This window comes from Roseivivax sp., from assembly GCF_054552075.1.
The window spans coordinates 74,614-88,671 of the sequence record NZ_JBTOLZ010000008.1; the positions used below are offsets into that span (position 1 = coordinate 74,614).

General features: G+C 71.5%; 10 protein-coding genes. 8 read left to right on the forward strand and 2 right to left on the reverse strand.

Translation table 11 applies throughout. The features are described from left to right. Positions 1 to 5: 5 nt before the first annotated feature. Positions 6 to 902 carry a class I SAM-dependent methyltransferase gene (locus ACX938_RS08600; protein ID WP_459430744.1) on the forward strand — a complete coding sequence of 299 codons (897 nt, stop codon included), beginning with the start codon at positions 6 to 8 and terminating at the stop codon, positions 900 to 902. A gap of 68 nt (positions 903 to 970) precedes the next feature. Further along, positions 971 to 1,264 carry an acyl carrier protein gene (locus tag ACX938_RS08605; RefSeq protein WP_232753988.1) on the forward strand — a complete coding sequence of 98 codons (294 nt, stop codon included), beginning with the start codon at positions 971 to 973 and terminating at the stop codon, positions 1,262 to 1,264. A gap of 374 nt (positions 1,265 to 1,638) precedes the next feature. Here the strand turns inward: ACX938_RS08605 and ACX938_RS08610 are convergent, their stop codons facing one another. Beyond that, a complete protein-coding gene (locus tag ACX938_RS08610) occupies positions 1,639 to 5,373 on the reverse strand; it encodes an efflux RND transporter periplasmic adaptor subunit (RefSeq protein WP_459430745.1) in 3,735 nt (1,244 codons plus the stop codon). Between the two features lie 449 nt (positions 5,374 to 5,822). Here ACX938_RS08610 and ACX938_RS08615 point away from each other — a divergent pair, with 449 nt between their 5' ends. Together ACX938_RS08615 and ACX938_RS08620 are read left to right on the forward strand one after the other, a co-directional pair. Beyond that, a complete protein-coding gene (locus ACX938_RS08615) occupies positions 5,823 to 6,125 on the forward strand; it encodes an SH3 domain-containing protein (RefSeq protein WP_232753987.1) in 303 nt (100 codons plus the stop codon). Between the two features lie 67 nt (positions 6,126 to 6,192). Continuing rightward, positions 6,193 to 7,584 carry an FAD-binding oxidoreductase gene (locus ACX938_RS08620; protein WP_459430746.1) on the forward strand — a complete coding sequence of 464 codons (1,392 nt, stop codon included), beginning with the start codon at positions 6,193 to 6,195 and terminating at the stop codon, positions 7,582 to 7,584. 801 nt (positions 7,585 to 8,385) lie between these two features. Here ACX938_RS08620 and ACX938_RS08625 read toward each other — a convergent pair. Next, entirely contained in the window at positions 8,386 to 9,345 is a 960-nt protein-coding gene (locus tag ACX938_RS08625; RefSeq protein WP_459430747.1) for an aldose epimerase family protein, read from the reverse strand. 165 nt (positions 9,346 to 9,510) lie between these two features. Between ACX938_RS08625 and ACX938_RS08630 the strand changes: the two genes are divergently transcribed. Genes ACX938_RS08630 through ACX938_RS08645 form a run of 4 tightly spaced genes read left to right on the forward strand, consistent with a single transcriptional unit; the run spans position 9,511 to position 14,049 of the window. Beyond that, positions 9,511 to 10,716, forward strand: coding sequence for an ABC transporter substrate-binding protein (locus ACX938_RS08630; RefSeq protein ID WP_459430748.1), 1,206 nt, complete (start codon positions 9,511 to 9,513; stop codon positions 10,714 to 10,716). A gap of 33 nt (positions 10,717 to 10,749) precedes the next feature. Then, positions 10,750 to 12,588, forward strand: a complete 1,839-nt coding sequence (locus ACX938_RS08635) for an ABC transporter permease (protein ID WP_459430749.1) — start codon at positions 10,750 to 10,752, stop codon at positions 12,586 to 12,588. After that, positions 12,585 to 13,355 (forward strand): ABC transporter ATP-binding protein, encoded by a 771-nt coding sequence (locus ACX938_RS08640; protein ID WP_459430750.1) that lies wholly within the window; start codon positions 12,585 to 12,587, stop codon positions 13,353 to 13,355. The genes ACX938_RS08635 and ACX938_RS08640 overlap by 4 nt, the downstream gene beginning before the upstream one ends. After that, a complete protein-coding gene (locus ACX938_RS08645) occupies positions 13,348 to 14,049 on the forward strand; it encodes an ABC transporter ATP-binding protein (protein WP_459430751.1) in 702 nt (233 codons plus the stop codon). The genes ACX938_RS08640 and ACX938_RS08645 overlap by 8 nt, the downstream gene beginning before the upstream one ends. Positions 14,050 to 14,058: the final 9 nt, after the last annotated feature.

The window sequence follows — 14,058 nt, forward strand, 5'->3', positions numbered from 1 at the left end:
ATTTGATGACGAAAGTGGATACGACCTACGAGTCCTACGCGCAGGACAATCATTACGTCTCGGTGAACCGTCAGCTTGTCTCCGAGGTGGACCTCGGCGCGGTCTCGCGGGTCGCCGACCTGGCCTGCGGCACCGGGCTGCTGTCGCGGATGCTGCTCGAGCGGAAGCCGGGGCTTGCGGTCTGCGGCATCGACCTCGACCCGGTGCAGATCGAGCTGTCGCGCCGCGGTCTCGAAGAGGACGGCGCCCGCTTCCACGACAGCCTCGAGGCCTGGCGCGCCGCCGCCGAGGCCGGGCAGGGCGGGGTGCACCTGCGCGTCGACAGCGCCATGGAGCTGCCCTTCGCGGACGGAGAGATCGACCTCGTGGTGATCGGCAACGCGATCCACATGATGCCCGACCGCCCGGCCTTCCTGGCCGAGGTCGCCCGGGTGCTGCGCCCCGGCGGGCAGTTCGTCTTCAACTCGGTCTTCTATGCCGGCACCTTCGTCGAAGGCACCGAGATGGTCTTCACCGAGATGATGAAAGAGGCGGTGCTGGCGATGAACGAGCTCAACGCCGAGCGCAAGACGCGCGGCGAGCCGCCGGTGCCCCGCAAGCGCGGCACCGTGAAGCGCGCCTTCCAGCAGACCGAATGGGTTTCTGAAGCCGGCTGGGCCGAGGCGGTCGAGGCGCATGGGCTCAGGGTGACCATGTCGCGGCAGACACCTGTTGCCATCTCGCAGCGCGGTCTGGAGCTTGTCGGCGGCTATGGTGGACTCGCGGAGGTATTGATGAGTGGATACCCTGTCGACATCGCAAGCGAGTGCATGCAGGCCGGTGTTGCGCGCGCCTTCGCCAACCTGGAGATCTCCGAAGTTCCGCGCAATTGGCTTGAGGTCACGGCGAAGAAGGCCGGCTGAAGAGCCGTTGGGGAAGCGGAACCGGCCCCGTCCCAGGGACCGGAGATTGACAGACAAGGGATTTGCACATGACCGACACGTCGCAGAAGGCGCTGGAGAGCACCGTCACATCGGTTCTTGAAACCACCGTCGAGGACTGGGGCCTCGAGATCGAGGGCGGCATCCAGCCCGAGACCACGCTGATCGAGGACCTGGAGTTCGAGTCGATCGACGTGGTGCAGCTTTGCGTGGCGCTGGAGCAGAAGCTCGACCGCAAGGGGCTGCCCTTCGAGAAGCTCTTCATCAAGGACGGCGCCTATGTGGACGACGTGGCGGTGAAGGACGTGGCCGCCTTCCTGCACGAGGAGCTGCAGGCGGTCTGAAGGCGCGGAGCTCGCGAGACTTGGGGCCTCGGCGTTGCGCCGGGGCCTTTTTCGTTGCGGGGGGGGGCGATGGCCGAAGACCGCCTCTGAGGGACGGCGCGACCCTGACCGAGGCCCGGCAATGCGGGACGGCGCGACCCCGACCGAGGCCCGACAATGCGGGGCGGTGTGCCCCTTGCCGAGGCCCGGTAGTACGGGGCGGCCTGCCCCTGACCGAAGGCCGGACTCGCTGGTCGGCGCGGCTTTGATCGAAGAGGGGGGTGATGGGCCGAGGGCGCGCTTGCGGAAGGCCGCCGTCGAGTCTCGCCTCGATGTGCCAGAGCGTCGCGCGGGGCCGGACCGTCAGCCCGGCCCGCCCGCCACCTGCGCCCGGCTCACGGGATCCAGGACCAGAACTCGATCTGGAAGAACCGCTGGATGCTGCGCAGGTAGGCCTCCCAGACGCGCATCTCGGTGCCTTCGATCTTGGCGTAGCCCGTGGTGCCCGAGCGCAGGAAGTCGTCGGGGTTCTCGAAGACCGCGTCGACGCGCACCACCCGGCCGTAGCCCTTGTCCTCGGCGGTCGGCGCGATGGCGGCGACCCGGCCCTCGATCTCGTCTTCCTGGTAGCCGCGCACCTTCATCCGCACCGCGTCGCCGGGGGCGATCAGGGTGATGTCGAACTCCGGCACGTCGATCGCCGCCGAAATCCGCTCGGTCCGCTCGATCTCCAAGAGAGGGTCGCCGACCCGCAGGAAGCTGCCGATCTGCAGTTCCAGGTCCGAGGTGATCACCCGGCCCGCCATAGGGGCCTCGACCCGGGTGCGGGCGACCTCGGCCTCGTGGAAGGCGAGCTGGATGCGCAGCCGCTGCACGTCGGCTTCGGCAATGGCCAGCTCCTCGGCGGTGGCGCCGCTTTCGACGAGCGCCAGGTTCGCCTCGGCCGAGGCCAGCGCGCTCAGGTCGTTCTGATGCGCCGCGCGGGCCTTTTCGAGGTCCTTGCCGCTGATCGTGCCTTTCGCCGCCAGGTCCTCGGACCGCGCCAGCTCCGCCTCCGAGAAGGCCAGCGCCGCCCGGGCGCTGTCGAGCCGGGTCTCGGCCACGCGGACCTCCTCGGGCTTGGCCCCGGCGCGCAGGCGCTGGAGCTTCGCCTCGGCGGCGGCCAGCTCGGTCGCGGTCACGTCGCGCTGGCTGAGCTGTTCCCAGTTCGAGAGCTGCGCCAGCGGCTGGCCGGGCGCGACCAACTCGCCCTTGGTCACGAAGAGCTCGATCACCTCGCCCTCGGTCCGGGCAATCGCCTGGGCGCGCGAGGCGGGCAGGATCTCGACCTGGCCGCCGGCCTCGTAGGTATAGGGCAGGAAGGCCACCGCCAGGAGGCCCGCGCCGATCAGTGCCCAGACCACCTTGGCAGCGCCCGAGGCCTGGGCCCCGGTCGTCGCTTCCAGGGGATGCGGCCGCGGGCCGGTCTCGGCGGCCATGGCCGCCATCTGCGGGCTCATCTGCGCCATCCGCCGCCCGAGCGTCGCCTTGACCGCCAGGAGCCAGATCACGAAGGCCAGGACCAGGCCGAAGAAGATCGACACCCCCATGCCGCCCAGCTCGCGCTCGAGCGCGATGGCGGCGTAGATCGCCAGCGCCGTCAGCCCCGCGACCGAGGTGATCACGGTGGCCAGCCCGAAGAAGATCAGCGGCCCGAGGTCGGCGCGCCCGACGAAGGGCGGCAGCGGGCGGCGGAAGAAGACATGGCGCAGCGCGGCCAGCGTCTTCGGCATCAGCCGCGGGTCGTTGAAATAGACCGCCATCCAGCGCTGGCCCTCGGCGGGGATCAGCGGCAGGGCCGAGAGCACGAAGACGATCAGGCCGATCTTGGCGGCGATCAGGCTCATGTCGGCGAACCAGGTGCCGCTGTCGCGGGTCACCGCCCAGAACAGCATGCCGAAGCCGAAGGTCGCGAGCCGCGCCAGGAGCGGCGCGCCATGGGCCCAGAGCTGGCCGCGCCGGTCGAGCATCCGCACCGCACTGGTGTCGACGTAGAAGCGCGGCAGGATGCCGAGCATCAGCGTCACCCCCAGCCGCGAGACCCGCCCGCCATGGGCGACGATGGCCACCCCCTGGGCGAGCCGCGAGACCAGGTTCACGATGCCCGCCGCGCCGATCAGCACCCAGAGCCGCGAGACCTGTCCGAGGGCGGCGTAGATGTCCGCGATCAGCGGCTCCCAGTTCTGGAAGATCGTCATGCCGGCGATCAGCACCAGCGGCACCAGGGCCCAGAACAGGAACTTGGCGGGGTAGAAGGCGATGTAGAGCAGTTTCAGAAGCGCCTGCGGGTTGAAGAGCGGCAGCCGCGCGGGGCCCTCCTCGGGGCCGGGCTGCTGGGCGGCCATGCCGCCCATGCCGCCGAAGCCGCCGCCCATGCCCGCACCCATGCCGGCCCCGAGGCCGCCCATGGCACCGAGCCCGCCGCCCATGCCACCCATGCCCGCGCCAAGCCCGCCGCGCGCACCCATGCCGCCGCCAAAGCCGCCGCCCATGCCCGCACCCATGCCGCCGAGACCACCGCCCATGCCGCCGCCAAAGCCGCCGCCCATGCCGCCCTGGCCCTGCCGCGCCGCCAGAAGCGCGCGGAGCCGCTGCCCCTCGCCGCCCATCCGGCCCCCGGCGGGCTCTCCGCCGGCGCCTTCGCCGGGCCGTCCGACAAGATCCATGCCGAAGTCATTGGCCAGTTCCGCGGTGAGCGCGTCGACATCCGCCTCGATATCCTCCGCCGCCTCGGCGGCGCTTGCCGGACGCAGGGTGGCGGTGACGGTCTGAAGCGGATCGAGCGCGGGAGCCTGTTGGGCCGTGCCGGTCGCTTTCGGGCCGTCGGTGCCACGCGCCTCAGCGCCTGTGGCCTGCGGACCGTTGGTGCCGGTCTGGCCTGGGCCAGTGCCAGAGGCCCGCGATCCGTCGATGCCGGTCCCGGGCGCGCCAGCGCCCCGGGCGCTGCCCGCGCCGCGCGACGGGCTGTCCGTATTCGTCGCCGCGCCGCTCGTCCGATTGCGGCCCGATCCATGGGATCGGTCAGCGGGGGCTTCGGACTCGTCCGTTCCGGCCACGGGCGTCACTGGCGAGGCCGATCGCACCGTCTCGGCAGATGCCTGCTTCGAGACTGCCGCGCTTTCCGTCCCCTCGGTCTTCTCCCGCCGAGGCGAGGTCGGCACCGCGCGCAACCGCGCCGCCCCGCGCCCGCGAGGTGGTTTGGCCGGGGTGGAGTCACTAGTCTCGGAGGCGGCGCTGGTCTCGTCCGGTGTCGCAGGCGGAGCTTCATCCGGCGACGTCGCCCCGCCGGTTTGCGCCTTCGTCGCATCGCCGGTCTGTGCCGCTTTGGCCGCGGCCTCAGAGCCCTTTTTCGCCTGCGCGCTTTGCTCCGCCTCGGGCGCCGCATCCGACACCGGGGTCGTCTCCCCCGAAGTGCCGTGCTCCGCGCTCGGCACCTCCGCCCGCTGATCGTCCTCGGCAGGCTTGGCCGCCGAAGCCGCCTCTTCCTCCGCCTGCTTCCGCGCCTGGTGGCGGCGGCGGGCCTCCATGGTCTTCTGCGCCTTGGCCTTGGCGGTCTCGAGCCGCGCCGGGCGGCTTCCCGTGCCAGCCGCTTCGGACGGACCAGAGCCCCCGGGCTCAGCCGCCCCGGCCCCCGCCGTCGCCCCGCCCGACCCGGTCCGCGCGGCAAGCCCGCCCGCACTTCCTCGCGGCGCCCGACCGCGCAGCGCGGCGCCCCGCTCGAGGAGCGGGCGCGCGGCCGGCTCGGGGCTCTCGCGCTCGGCCTCGGAGGCCAGGAAGCCCATGATGCTCAGCCGCCGGAAGAAGGCCATGACGGCCTCGGGGTCGAGCGCGCCCTCCTCGGGCTGGCAGGCGTGCAGCGCGGCCAGATCGCGGCTCCCGTCGGCCTGTTCGAGCAGCGCCGCCTCGGGGCCGCTCAGCCGGATGCTGCGCCCGGTCTCGGGGTTGCGCAGCGCCAGCGCGGGCTCCCGCGCGCCACGCGCGAGGCCCCGGGCCGGCGCATCGGCGGCGCGGCGCACGCCCGACTTCAGCCGCGGGCGGGCGTAGTCGGCGTCGGGCTTCACCGTGTCGAAGGGGCTGTTCGTGCGAGCCATGCGGCACCTGTTTCCCTTGTCGCCCGGCATCCACCGGGACGATGCGCGCGTCGCGCCGGGCTCCGCACTGGTCCAAGCGGGGCCTCTCACGGCCCGGCCCTTGAAAAATCACGGAAAGTATAGCCGCGGCGCGGGGCTTTGCAAAAGCGCGCTGCAAGGTGGCAGGGCGCTTGGGCGCGGGGTGTTGTCCTTTCTGCCGCGCCTGCGGTCGGGGCGGGGGTGGGGCGGGGGTGAGAGCGGGTCAAAGGCGCGCCAAGCTGCCCGAGGGAAACGGACCGTCATTCCCGGCCCACCTCCGCTCCGGCATTCCCTCACCGAAGCCCGAAATCCGCGCGCAAAATCGCCAGACCCTCCGCCCGTGCGCCCGGCCACCACCAACCCCATGTTCCGTTCCGCCGACCAACCGGCTACACCAAGGAAAAGACGGCAAAGAGCAGGAGACCCACCCCATGCGCAATCTCATCCTCAGCGCCCTTGCGCTTACCGCCCTCGCGGGCTGCCAGGCGCCGGGCACGGGCCTTGCGGGCGAGCGCGGGCTCTCCGTGGTCTACGGTGTCGAGGAGGGCGACATGCTGAAGCTGCGCGCCGGGCCGGGCACCGGGTTCGACGTCTATACCGGCCTGCCGAACGGCACGCTGGTGCAGGTGCGCGACTGCGACCAGCAGGGCGGGGTGCGCTGGTGCCGGGTGGCGCTCGAACGCACGCCGGAGATGACGGGCTACGTCTCGCAGAGCTACCTGCGCCGGCTCTGAGGCCCCGTTTCCCTCGCCTCCCGGCGCTGCTAGGCTCTGCGCCGAGACCGCAGAGGGAGGACCAGAGATGATGGACGGACAGGGCGGCGCCTGGGGCGCGCTCATCGCGGAGCTGTCGGAGCTGCTCGGAGAGCGGCTCTCGACCGGGCAGTCGGTGCGCGAGCTGCACAGCCGCGACGAGGCCTATGCCACCCCGCATCTGCCCGACGCCGTGGCCTTCCCCGAGACCACCGAGGAGGTGAGCCGGATCATGGCCGCCTGCCATGCCCACCGCTGCCCGGTGGTGCCCTTCGGCATCGGCTCCTCGCTCGAGGGCCACGTGGTGCCGGTGAAAGGCGGGATCTCGATCGACACCAGCCGCATGACCCGCATCCTCGAGGTCCACGAAGAGGACCTCGACGTGGTGGTCGAGCCCGGCCTCACCCGCAAGGAGCTGAACGAGGCGCTGCGCGCCACGGGGCTGATGTTCACCGTCGATCCCGGCGCCAATGCCACGCTCGGCGGCATGGCCGCGACCCGGGCCTCGGGCACCAACGCGGTGCGCTACGGCACCATGCGCGAGAACGTCCTGGCGCTCGAGGTGGTGCTGGCCGACGGGCGGGTGATCGAGACCGGCACCCGGGCGCGGAAATCCTCGGCGGGTTATGACCTGACGCATCTTTTCGTGGGCTCCGAGGGCACGCTCGGGATCATCACCAAGCTGACCCTGCGGCTCGTGGGCCAGCCCGAGCGGATCTCGGCGGCGACCTGCGACTTCCCCGACATCGCCGCGGCCGTGGACACGGTGATCCTGGCGATCCAGTCGGGCCTGCCGATGGCGCGGATCGAGCTTCTGGACGAGGTGCAGATGCGCGGCATGGCGCTTTACAACCCCGACCTGGGCCTGCCCGAGCGGCCGCATCTGTTCCTCGAGTTCCACGGCACCGAGGCGGGCGTCGCCGAACAGGTCGAGAGCTTCCGCGAGATCGCCACCGACTACGGCGCCGCGAACTTCCAGTGGGCGACCCGCACCGAGGAGCGCACCCGCCTCTGGGAGGCGCGCCACACCGCCTATTACGCCGCCCGCTCGCTGCGCCCCGGCGCCCAGGGCGTGGTCACCGACAGCTGCGTGCCGATCTCGGCGCTGGCCGAGGCCATCGCCCGGACCAAGGCGCTGATCGCCGAGGCGGGCCTCGTGGCGCCGCTGGTGGGCCATGTCGGGGACGGCAATTTCCACCTGTCGATCCTGGTCGACCCCGAGGACGCCGAGGAGCTGGCCGCCGCCCGGGCCCTGGCCTCCAAGGTCAGCCATATCGCGCTGGAGCTCGGCGGGACGGTGACCGGCGAGCACGGCATCGGCAGCGGCAAGATGCGCTACATGCGCGACGAACACGGCGACGCGCTGGACGTGATGGCGGACATCAAGCGGGCGCTGGACCCGTTGAATTTGATGAACCCGGGGAAGATCGTGGAGGTTTGAGGGGGGCGGCTTAGGAGCTGTATCGGGTGTTCGTGTTGGGCTGTGCTTTGAGCGGAAGGGGCCTGAGCCGGTCGGGCTCGGTTCGATGCCCGCGGGTTTTTCGGTCTCTCTCGGCTCCAAGGTCGTGGGGCATTGCGTCCTGCGCCTGACTGAACTTTTGCGGGACGGTGCTTAGGGCTCCTTTCTGAGCGGTGCCGTTTCGGAGCGTTGCTCCACGGCCGGACGCGGCTCGGTGCTTCGAGGTCCTACAACGTCTCCTTTCACGCGCGGCATTCTGCACATTCCCGGCTCACTGAGCACGTCCAATTTCCACTCATCCCCTTCTTGCGCCCGAATAGCACCGAAGGTGCCGGGCGCGCGCCGGACCGGCCCGATGGGCCGGCGCTCCTTGGGTTGGCGTGCTTAGCATGCGCCTAGTCCTGACCTTGTGGGGATTAAGCGCCTAGTTCGGAGGTCGGCAGCGCCGGCCCCCGGTCCGGCGCGCGCCCTCTGGTGGGATGGGGTGTGAGGGTGTTGGGGGAGGCTTTGGGGGTGAGGCGTGGTCCGAGCGACGGGGCAAGCTGTGGTGTGGCGCTTCCAGCCGCAACCACCCAGCCAGGCTCCCACACTCACCCGCCCGGCGGCATCTCAACCAGTGTCTCCTGCCGATACCTCTGGCCCGGGTCCAGGCGCACCTGTTCTGCCCAACAGCCCGGCCCCACACTCACCCGCCTGGCAGCAGCTCGACGACCGTCTTCTGCCGATACCTCTGGCCCGGGTCCAGACGCACCAAGTCGGCCCACCCAGCCAAGCCCGCCACACTCACCCGCCCGGCAGCACCTCGACCAACGTCTCCTGCCGATACCGCTCGCCCGGGTCCAGGCGCACCTGGTCGGCCCAGGCGCGATTCGGGGCGTCGACCCAGGCCTGGGGTTCGAGCGCCACGGCCTCGCCCGCGCGGTAGCGCGCGCCGGCGTGGCCGCCGGGCAGGTCGAGGTGGCGGCCGTCGTAGACCTGCAGCCCCGGTTCGGTCGAAGAGAGCACCAGCCGGGCGTCGGGCGTCAGGAGACGGGCGACCTCGCGGCAGGGGCCGCGATGCCGGGCGAGGCACAGGTTGTGGTCGATCGGATCGCTGAGCGGCACCGGGGTGCGGAAGTCGAAACCGCCCTCGACCGGCACGGGGTCGCCCACGGGGATGCCCTCGGAGACCGCCTGGTAGTGCTCGGCGGGGACCTGCAGCCGGGTGCCGGGCGGACGCAGGTAGTAAAGATGGCTCGCCAGGTTGCAGAAGGTCGGCGCCTCGGCGCGGCCGGTGAGCTCCAGGCTCAACCGCTCGCCGGCGCAGGAATAGCGCGCCTCGAGGTGCAACCGCCCGGGAAAGCCCATGTCGCCGTCCTCGAGCACCAGCGACAGGGTCACCGCCTCGGCCGAGGCCTCCTCGAGCTGCCAGAGCCGCCCCCAGGTGCCGCCCGGCCCGCCGTGCAGCATGTTGGGCCCCTCGTTCGGCACCAGCGGATAGTCGCGGCCCTCGAGCCTCACATGCGCGCCCGCGATGCGGTTGGCGACCCGGCCGACCACCGCGCCCAGGAACTCGCGGTCGGTGAGATAGCCCAGGGGATCGGCGAGCCCCAGGACCAGCGGCCGCGCGACGCCCGCATGCCGCAGGTCGGTCAGCGCCGCGCCGCGGTTCACGATCCGCGCGGAGAGCGCCCCGGCGCCGATGTCGATGCACCAGAAGGGGCCCTCGGGCGTGTCGGCGAGTTTCTGCGTCGATGCGGTCACTGGGGGTCTCCTCGGGGTGCAATGGCTCCGAAACAAGCAGCCCTGCCGCCTTTTGGAAAGCCCGTGCGGGCAATTGACGCCGTTTTGGGGCTTTACATCCGGGCCGATGACCGCCGTAAACACGGGCCACCGATCCAGCCCGAGGCCCCAGAGGAGAACCGCCCCGTGTTCCGCAGAACCTTCACCGCCCTGTCCGCAGCCGTGCTGGCCGCATTCGCTCTGCCCGCCGCCGCCCAGGATGACGGTCCGATCGTGATCGGCGAGATCAACCATTTCAAGCGCATGGCCGCCTTCGCCGAGCCCTATCGCAAGGGCTACGAGATGGCCATCGAGGAGGTCAACGCGGCGGGCGGCATCGCAGGGCGCGAGATCGCGGTGATCTACCGCGACGACCAGGGCGAGCCCGGCGAGGCGATCCGCATCGCCGAGGAGCTGATGACCCGCGAGGGCGCGGTGATGCTCACCGGCTCGATCCTGTCGAACGTCGGGCTGGCGATTTCCTCGCTCGCCGACCGCAAGGGCTGGGTCTACCTGGCCTCCGAGCCGCTGGCCGATGCGCTGGTCTGGTCCGAGGGCAACCCCTGGACCTTCCGGCTGCGCGCCTCGACCTACATGCAGGCGGCGATGCTCGCCGAGGAGGCCGCCAAGACCGAGGCCACGCGCTTCGCGACCATCGCGCCGAACTACGCCTACGGCAAGGACGCGGTCGCGGCCTTCAAGGAGGTGCTGACTTCGCTCAAGCCCGAGGTCGAGTTCGTCGGCGAGCAATGGCCGCAGCTCTTCCAGATCGACGCCGGCGCCGAGGTGCAGGCGCTGGAGCGCGCCAAGCCCGATGCGATCTACAACGTCACCTTCGGCCCGGACCTGGCCAAGTTCGTCCGCGAGGGCGCCGACCGGGGCCTCTTCGAAGATCGCGCGGTCTTCGGCCTGCTCTCGGGCGAGCCGGAATACCTCGAGCCCCTGGGCGCCGAGGCCCCCGAGGGCTGGGTGGTCACCGGCTACCCCTGGTATGCCTTCGAGGGTGACGCCAACGCCGACTTCGTCGCGGATTACACCGCCCGCTGGGAGGAAAGCCCGAAGAACGGCTCGCTGGTGGGCTATATGACCGGCCTCTCGGTCGCCGCCGCGCTCGAGCGCGCCGAGAGCTTCGCGCCCGAGGCCATCCGCGCCGCCTTCGAAGGTCTGAGCGTCACCGGCCCGGTGGGCGAGGTCACCTACCGCGAGATCGACAACCAGTCGACCATGGGCGCCTTCGTCGGCACCACTGCGGTTGAAGAGGGCGCGGGCGTCATGGTCGATTGGGCCTACCGCGACGGCGCGGCCTATCTGCCCGAGGACGCCGAGGTGAAGAGCCGCCGCGCCGCCGAGTAACCCCCCGCCTCCTGGCCGAAGGGACACCCCCCGATGGGCCTGATCCTCGCGCAGATCCTGACCGGGCTTGCCAATGCCGGGGCGCTCTTCATGGTCGCCTCGGGCCTGTCGCTGATCTTCGGCGTCACCCGGATCGTGAACTTCGCCCATGGCTCCTTCTACATGCTCGGGGCCTACCTGGGCTGGAGCCTCATGCAGGTGCTGCCGGGCAGCCTCGGCTTCTGGGGGGCGATCCTGCTCGCCGGGCTCGGCGTCGGGCTGATCGGCGCGCTGGTCGAGATCGTGATCCTGCGCCGGGTCTATGCCGCGCCCGAGCTCTTCCAGCTTGTCGCCACCTTCGGGGTGATCCTGATCGTGCAGGACCTGGCGCTGATGATCTGGGGCCCCGAGGACCTTCTGGGCCCGCGCGCCCCGGGGCTGCGCGGGGTGGTGCGCATCCTCGGCGAGCCGGTGCCTAAATACGACCTCGCGCTGATCGCGCTGACGCCGCTGGTGGCGCTGGGCCTCTGGGCGCTGATCACCCGGACGCGCTTCGGCATCCTGGTCCGCGCCGCCACACAGGACCGCGAGATGGTCGGCGCGCTGGGCGTCAACCAGCGCTGGCTCTTCACCGCGACCTTCGCGCTGGGCTGCGCGCTGGCGGGCCTTGGCGGCGCGTTGCAACTGCCCAAGGGCGGGGCGGACCTCCTGATGGATTTCACCATCCTGACCTCGGTCTTCGTGGTCGTGGTGGTGGGTGGCATGGGCTCGCTGCCCGGGGCCTATCTGGCCTCGGTGCTGATCTCCGTCGTCGGGGTCTTCGGGGTGAGCTACCTGCCGCAATCGACCCTGGCGCTGACCTTCGTGGTCATGGTCGCGGTCTTGATGTGGCGGCCCTTCGGGCTGCTGGGCCGCGAGGAGGTCGCCGGAGAGCTGGGCCAGGTCGGCCCGCCCGAGGACCCGATCGCCCCGGCGTCAGGCAGGATGCGCCTCGCGGTCGGGCTGGCGCTCGCCGCGCTGGCCGCACTGCCGCTTTACGGCTCGCCCTTCGCGCTGGTCCTGGCCACCGACATCGCGATCTTCTGCCTCTTCGCCGCCTCGCTGCACTTCCTCTTGGGCCAGGCGGGACTGGTGAGCTTCGGCCATGCGGCCTTCTACGGCGGCGGGGCCTATGCCGCGGCGCTCCTGGTGCGGCACGCGGATGCGCCGATGGAGCTGGCGCTCCTGCTCGCGCCGCTCATCGCGGGCGGGCTGGCGCTGGGCATCGGCTTTGTCGCGCTGCGCGCCAGCGGGGTCTATTTCGCCATGCTGACGCTGGCCTTCGCGCAGCTCCTCTGGTCGCTGGTCTGGCAATGGGCGGGGGTGACCGGCGGCTCGGACGGGCTGATCGGCATCTGGCCCGCGCGCTGGGCCGACAGCAACACCGTCTTCTACCTGCTGTCCTTCGCGCTTTCGGTCGGCGGCATCCTGACCCTGCGCCACGCCGCCCATGCGCCCTTCGGCTACGCGCTGCGCGCGGCGCGCGACAACGCCCCCCGGGCGGCGGCCACCGGATTCGACACCCGCGCGCTGCAATGGGCGGCCTTCACCTTCGCGGGCGCCATGGCCGGGCTCGCGGGCGGGCTTTTCGTCTTCGCCAAGGGCTCGGTCTTTCCCAACGAGCTCGAGATCGCCCGCAGCTTCGACGCGCTGATCGTGGTGTTCCTGGGCGGGGTGAAGACGCTCTCGGGCGGCTGGGTCGGCGGCGCGGTCTTCGAGGCCGGCGTCGACTGGCTGACCCGCTTCGACTACTGGCGCCTGGCGCTGGGGCTGGTGGTGCTCTTCATCGTGACGCTGGCGCCGCAGGGGCTGGTCGGCACGGCGCGGGCGCTCTGGGCGCGGGCGCGGCCATGAGCGCGCTGCTCGAGGTCCGGGGCCTGTCGCGCCACTACGGCGCCCTGCGCGCGGTCGACGGGGTGAGCTTCGCGCTTGCGCCCGGCGACATCCAGGCGCTGATCGGGCCCAATGGCGCGGGCAAGTCGACGCTTTTCCGCATGCTCATGGGCGAGACCCGCCCCACCGCGGGCGAGGCGCGCTTCGACGGGCGGCGGATCACCGGGCTGAGCCCGGCGCGCATCGCCCGGCGCGGCGTCGGGCGGACCTTCCAGATCACTGGCACCTGGGCCTCGATGCGGGTGATCGAGAACGTGCAGACCGCGCTTCTGGCGCACCGCCGCCGGGGGTTGAGCCTGCGCGGCTTCGCCACCCGGCTCTACCGCGCCGAGGCGCAGGCGCTGCTCGAGACGGTGGGGCTGGCCGAGGTCGCCGAGCGGCCCGCCGCGATCCTGGCCTATGGCGATCTGAAGCGGCTGGAGCTGGCCATCGCGCTGGCGCTCGAGCCGCGGCTTTTGCTCATGGACGAGCCCACCGCGGGCATGGCCGCGGGCGAGCGCGGCGAGCTCATGCAGACCGTGACCCGCATCGCGCGCGAGACCGGCATGACGATCCTCTTCACCGAGCACGACATGGACGTGGTCTTCGGCCATGCCGAGCGGATCATGGTGCTCGACCGCGGCGCGCTGATCGCCGAGGGCGCGCCCGAGGCGGTGCGCGCCGACCCGCGCGTCCGCGAGGTCTACCTCGGCGGCGGGCTCGACCCGGAGGCCTTGGCCGATGCTTGAGATCGCGGGCGCAGAGGTTTTCTACGGCAAGGCGCAGGTGTTGCAGGGCCTGTCGCTGCGGCTCGGCCGCGGCGAGGTGGTGGCGCTTCTGGGCCGCAACGGCGCGGGCAAGACCACGACGCTCAAGGCGGCGATGCAGATGCTGCCCTTGGCGCGCGGTTCGGTGAGGCTGAACGGGCAGGAGATCACCGGCTGGCCGGCCTATCGCGTCGCCCGCGCCGGGCTCGGCTATGTCCCCGAGGAGCGGCGTATCTTCACCCAGCTCACGGTGCGCGAGAACCTCGAGACCGGTCGCCAGAAGCCGCGCGAGGGGCTGCCGCACTGGCAGGAAGAGGCGCTTTTCGAGCTGTTCCCGAACCTTGCCGAACGCGCCGAGGCGCGCGGCAAGGCGCTCTCGGGCGGGGAGCAGCAGATGCTGACCATCGCCCGGACGCTGATGGGCAACCCCGCCTGCCTCTTGCTCGACGAGCCCTCCGAGGGCATCGCCCCGGTGATCGTGACCGAGATGGCCCGCGCGATCCTGCGGCTGAAGCGGGCGGGGCTGAGCATCCTTCTGTCGGAACAGGCGCTGCCCTTCGCCCGCGCCGTGGCCGACCGCGTGGCGGTGATCGACCACGGCCGGGTGGTCTTCGAGGGCAGCTTCGCGGAGCTCGACGCCGCCCCCGAGGTCACGGCGCGGCACCTGGCGGTGTGAGGGGGGGCT

What these genes read in the sequence shown, in the direction of transcription:
- ACX938_RS08600 (WP_459430744.1), top strand. Translation starts at nt 6, where the DNA reads ATGACGAAAGTGGATACGACCTACGAGTCCTACGCGCAGGACAATCAT.
- ACX938_RS08605 (WP_232753988.1), top strand. Translation starts at nt 971, where the DNA reads ATGACCGACACGTCGCAGAAGGCGCTGGAGAGCACCGTCACATCGGTT.
- ACX938_RS08610 (WP_459430745.1), bottom strand. Translation starts at nt 5,373, where the DNA reads ATGGCTCGCACGAACAGCCCCTTCGACACGGTGAAGCCCGACGCCGAC.
- ACX938_RS08615 (WP_232753987.1), top strand. Translation starts at nt 5,823, where the DNA reads ATGCGCAATCTCATCCTCAGCGCCCTTGCGCTTACCGCCCTCGCGGGC.
- ACX938_RS08620 (WP_459430746.1), top strand. Translation starts at nt 6,193, where the DNA reads ATGATGGACGGACAGGGCGGCGCCTGGGGCGCGCTCATCGCGGAGCTG.
- ACX938_RS08635 (WP_459430749.1), top strand. Translation starts at nt 10,750, where the DNA reads ATGGGCCTGATCCTCGCGCAGATCCTGACCGGGCTTGCCAATGCCGGG.
- ACX938_RS08640 (WP_459430750.1), top strand. Translation starts at nt 12,585, where the DNA reads ATGAGCGCGCTGCTCGAGGTCCGGGGCCTGTCGCGCCACTACGGCGCC.
- ACX938_RS08645 (WP_459430751.1), top strand. Translation starts at nt 13,348, where the DNA reads ATGCTTGAGATCGCGGGCGCAGAGGTTTTCTACGGCAAGGCGCAGGTG.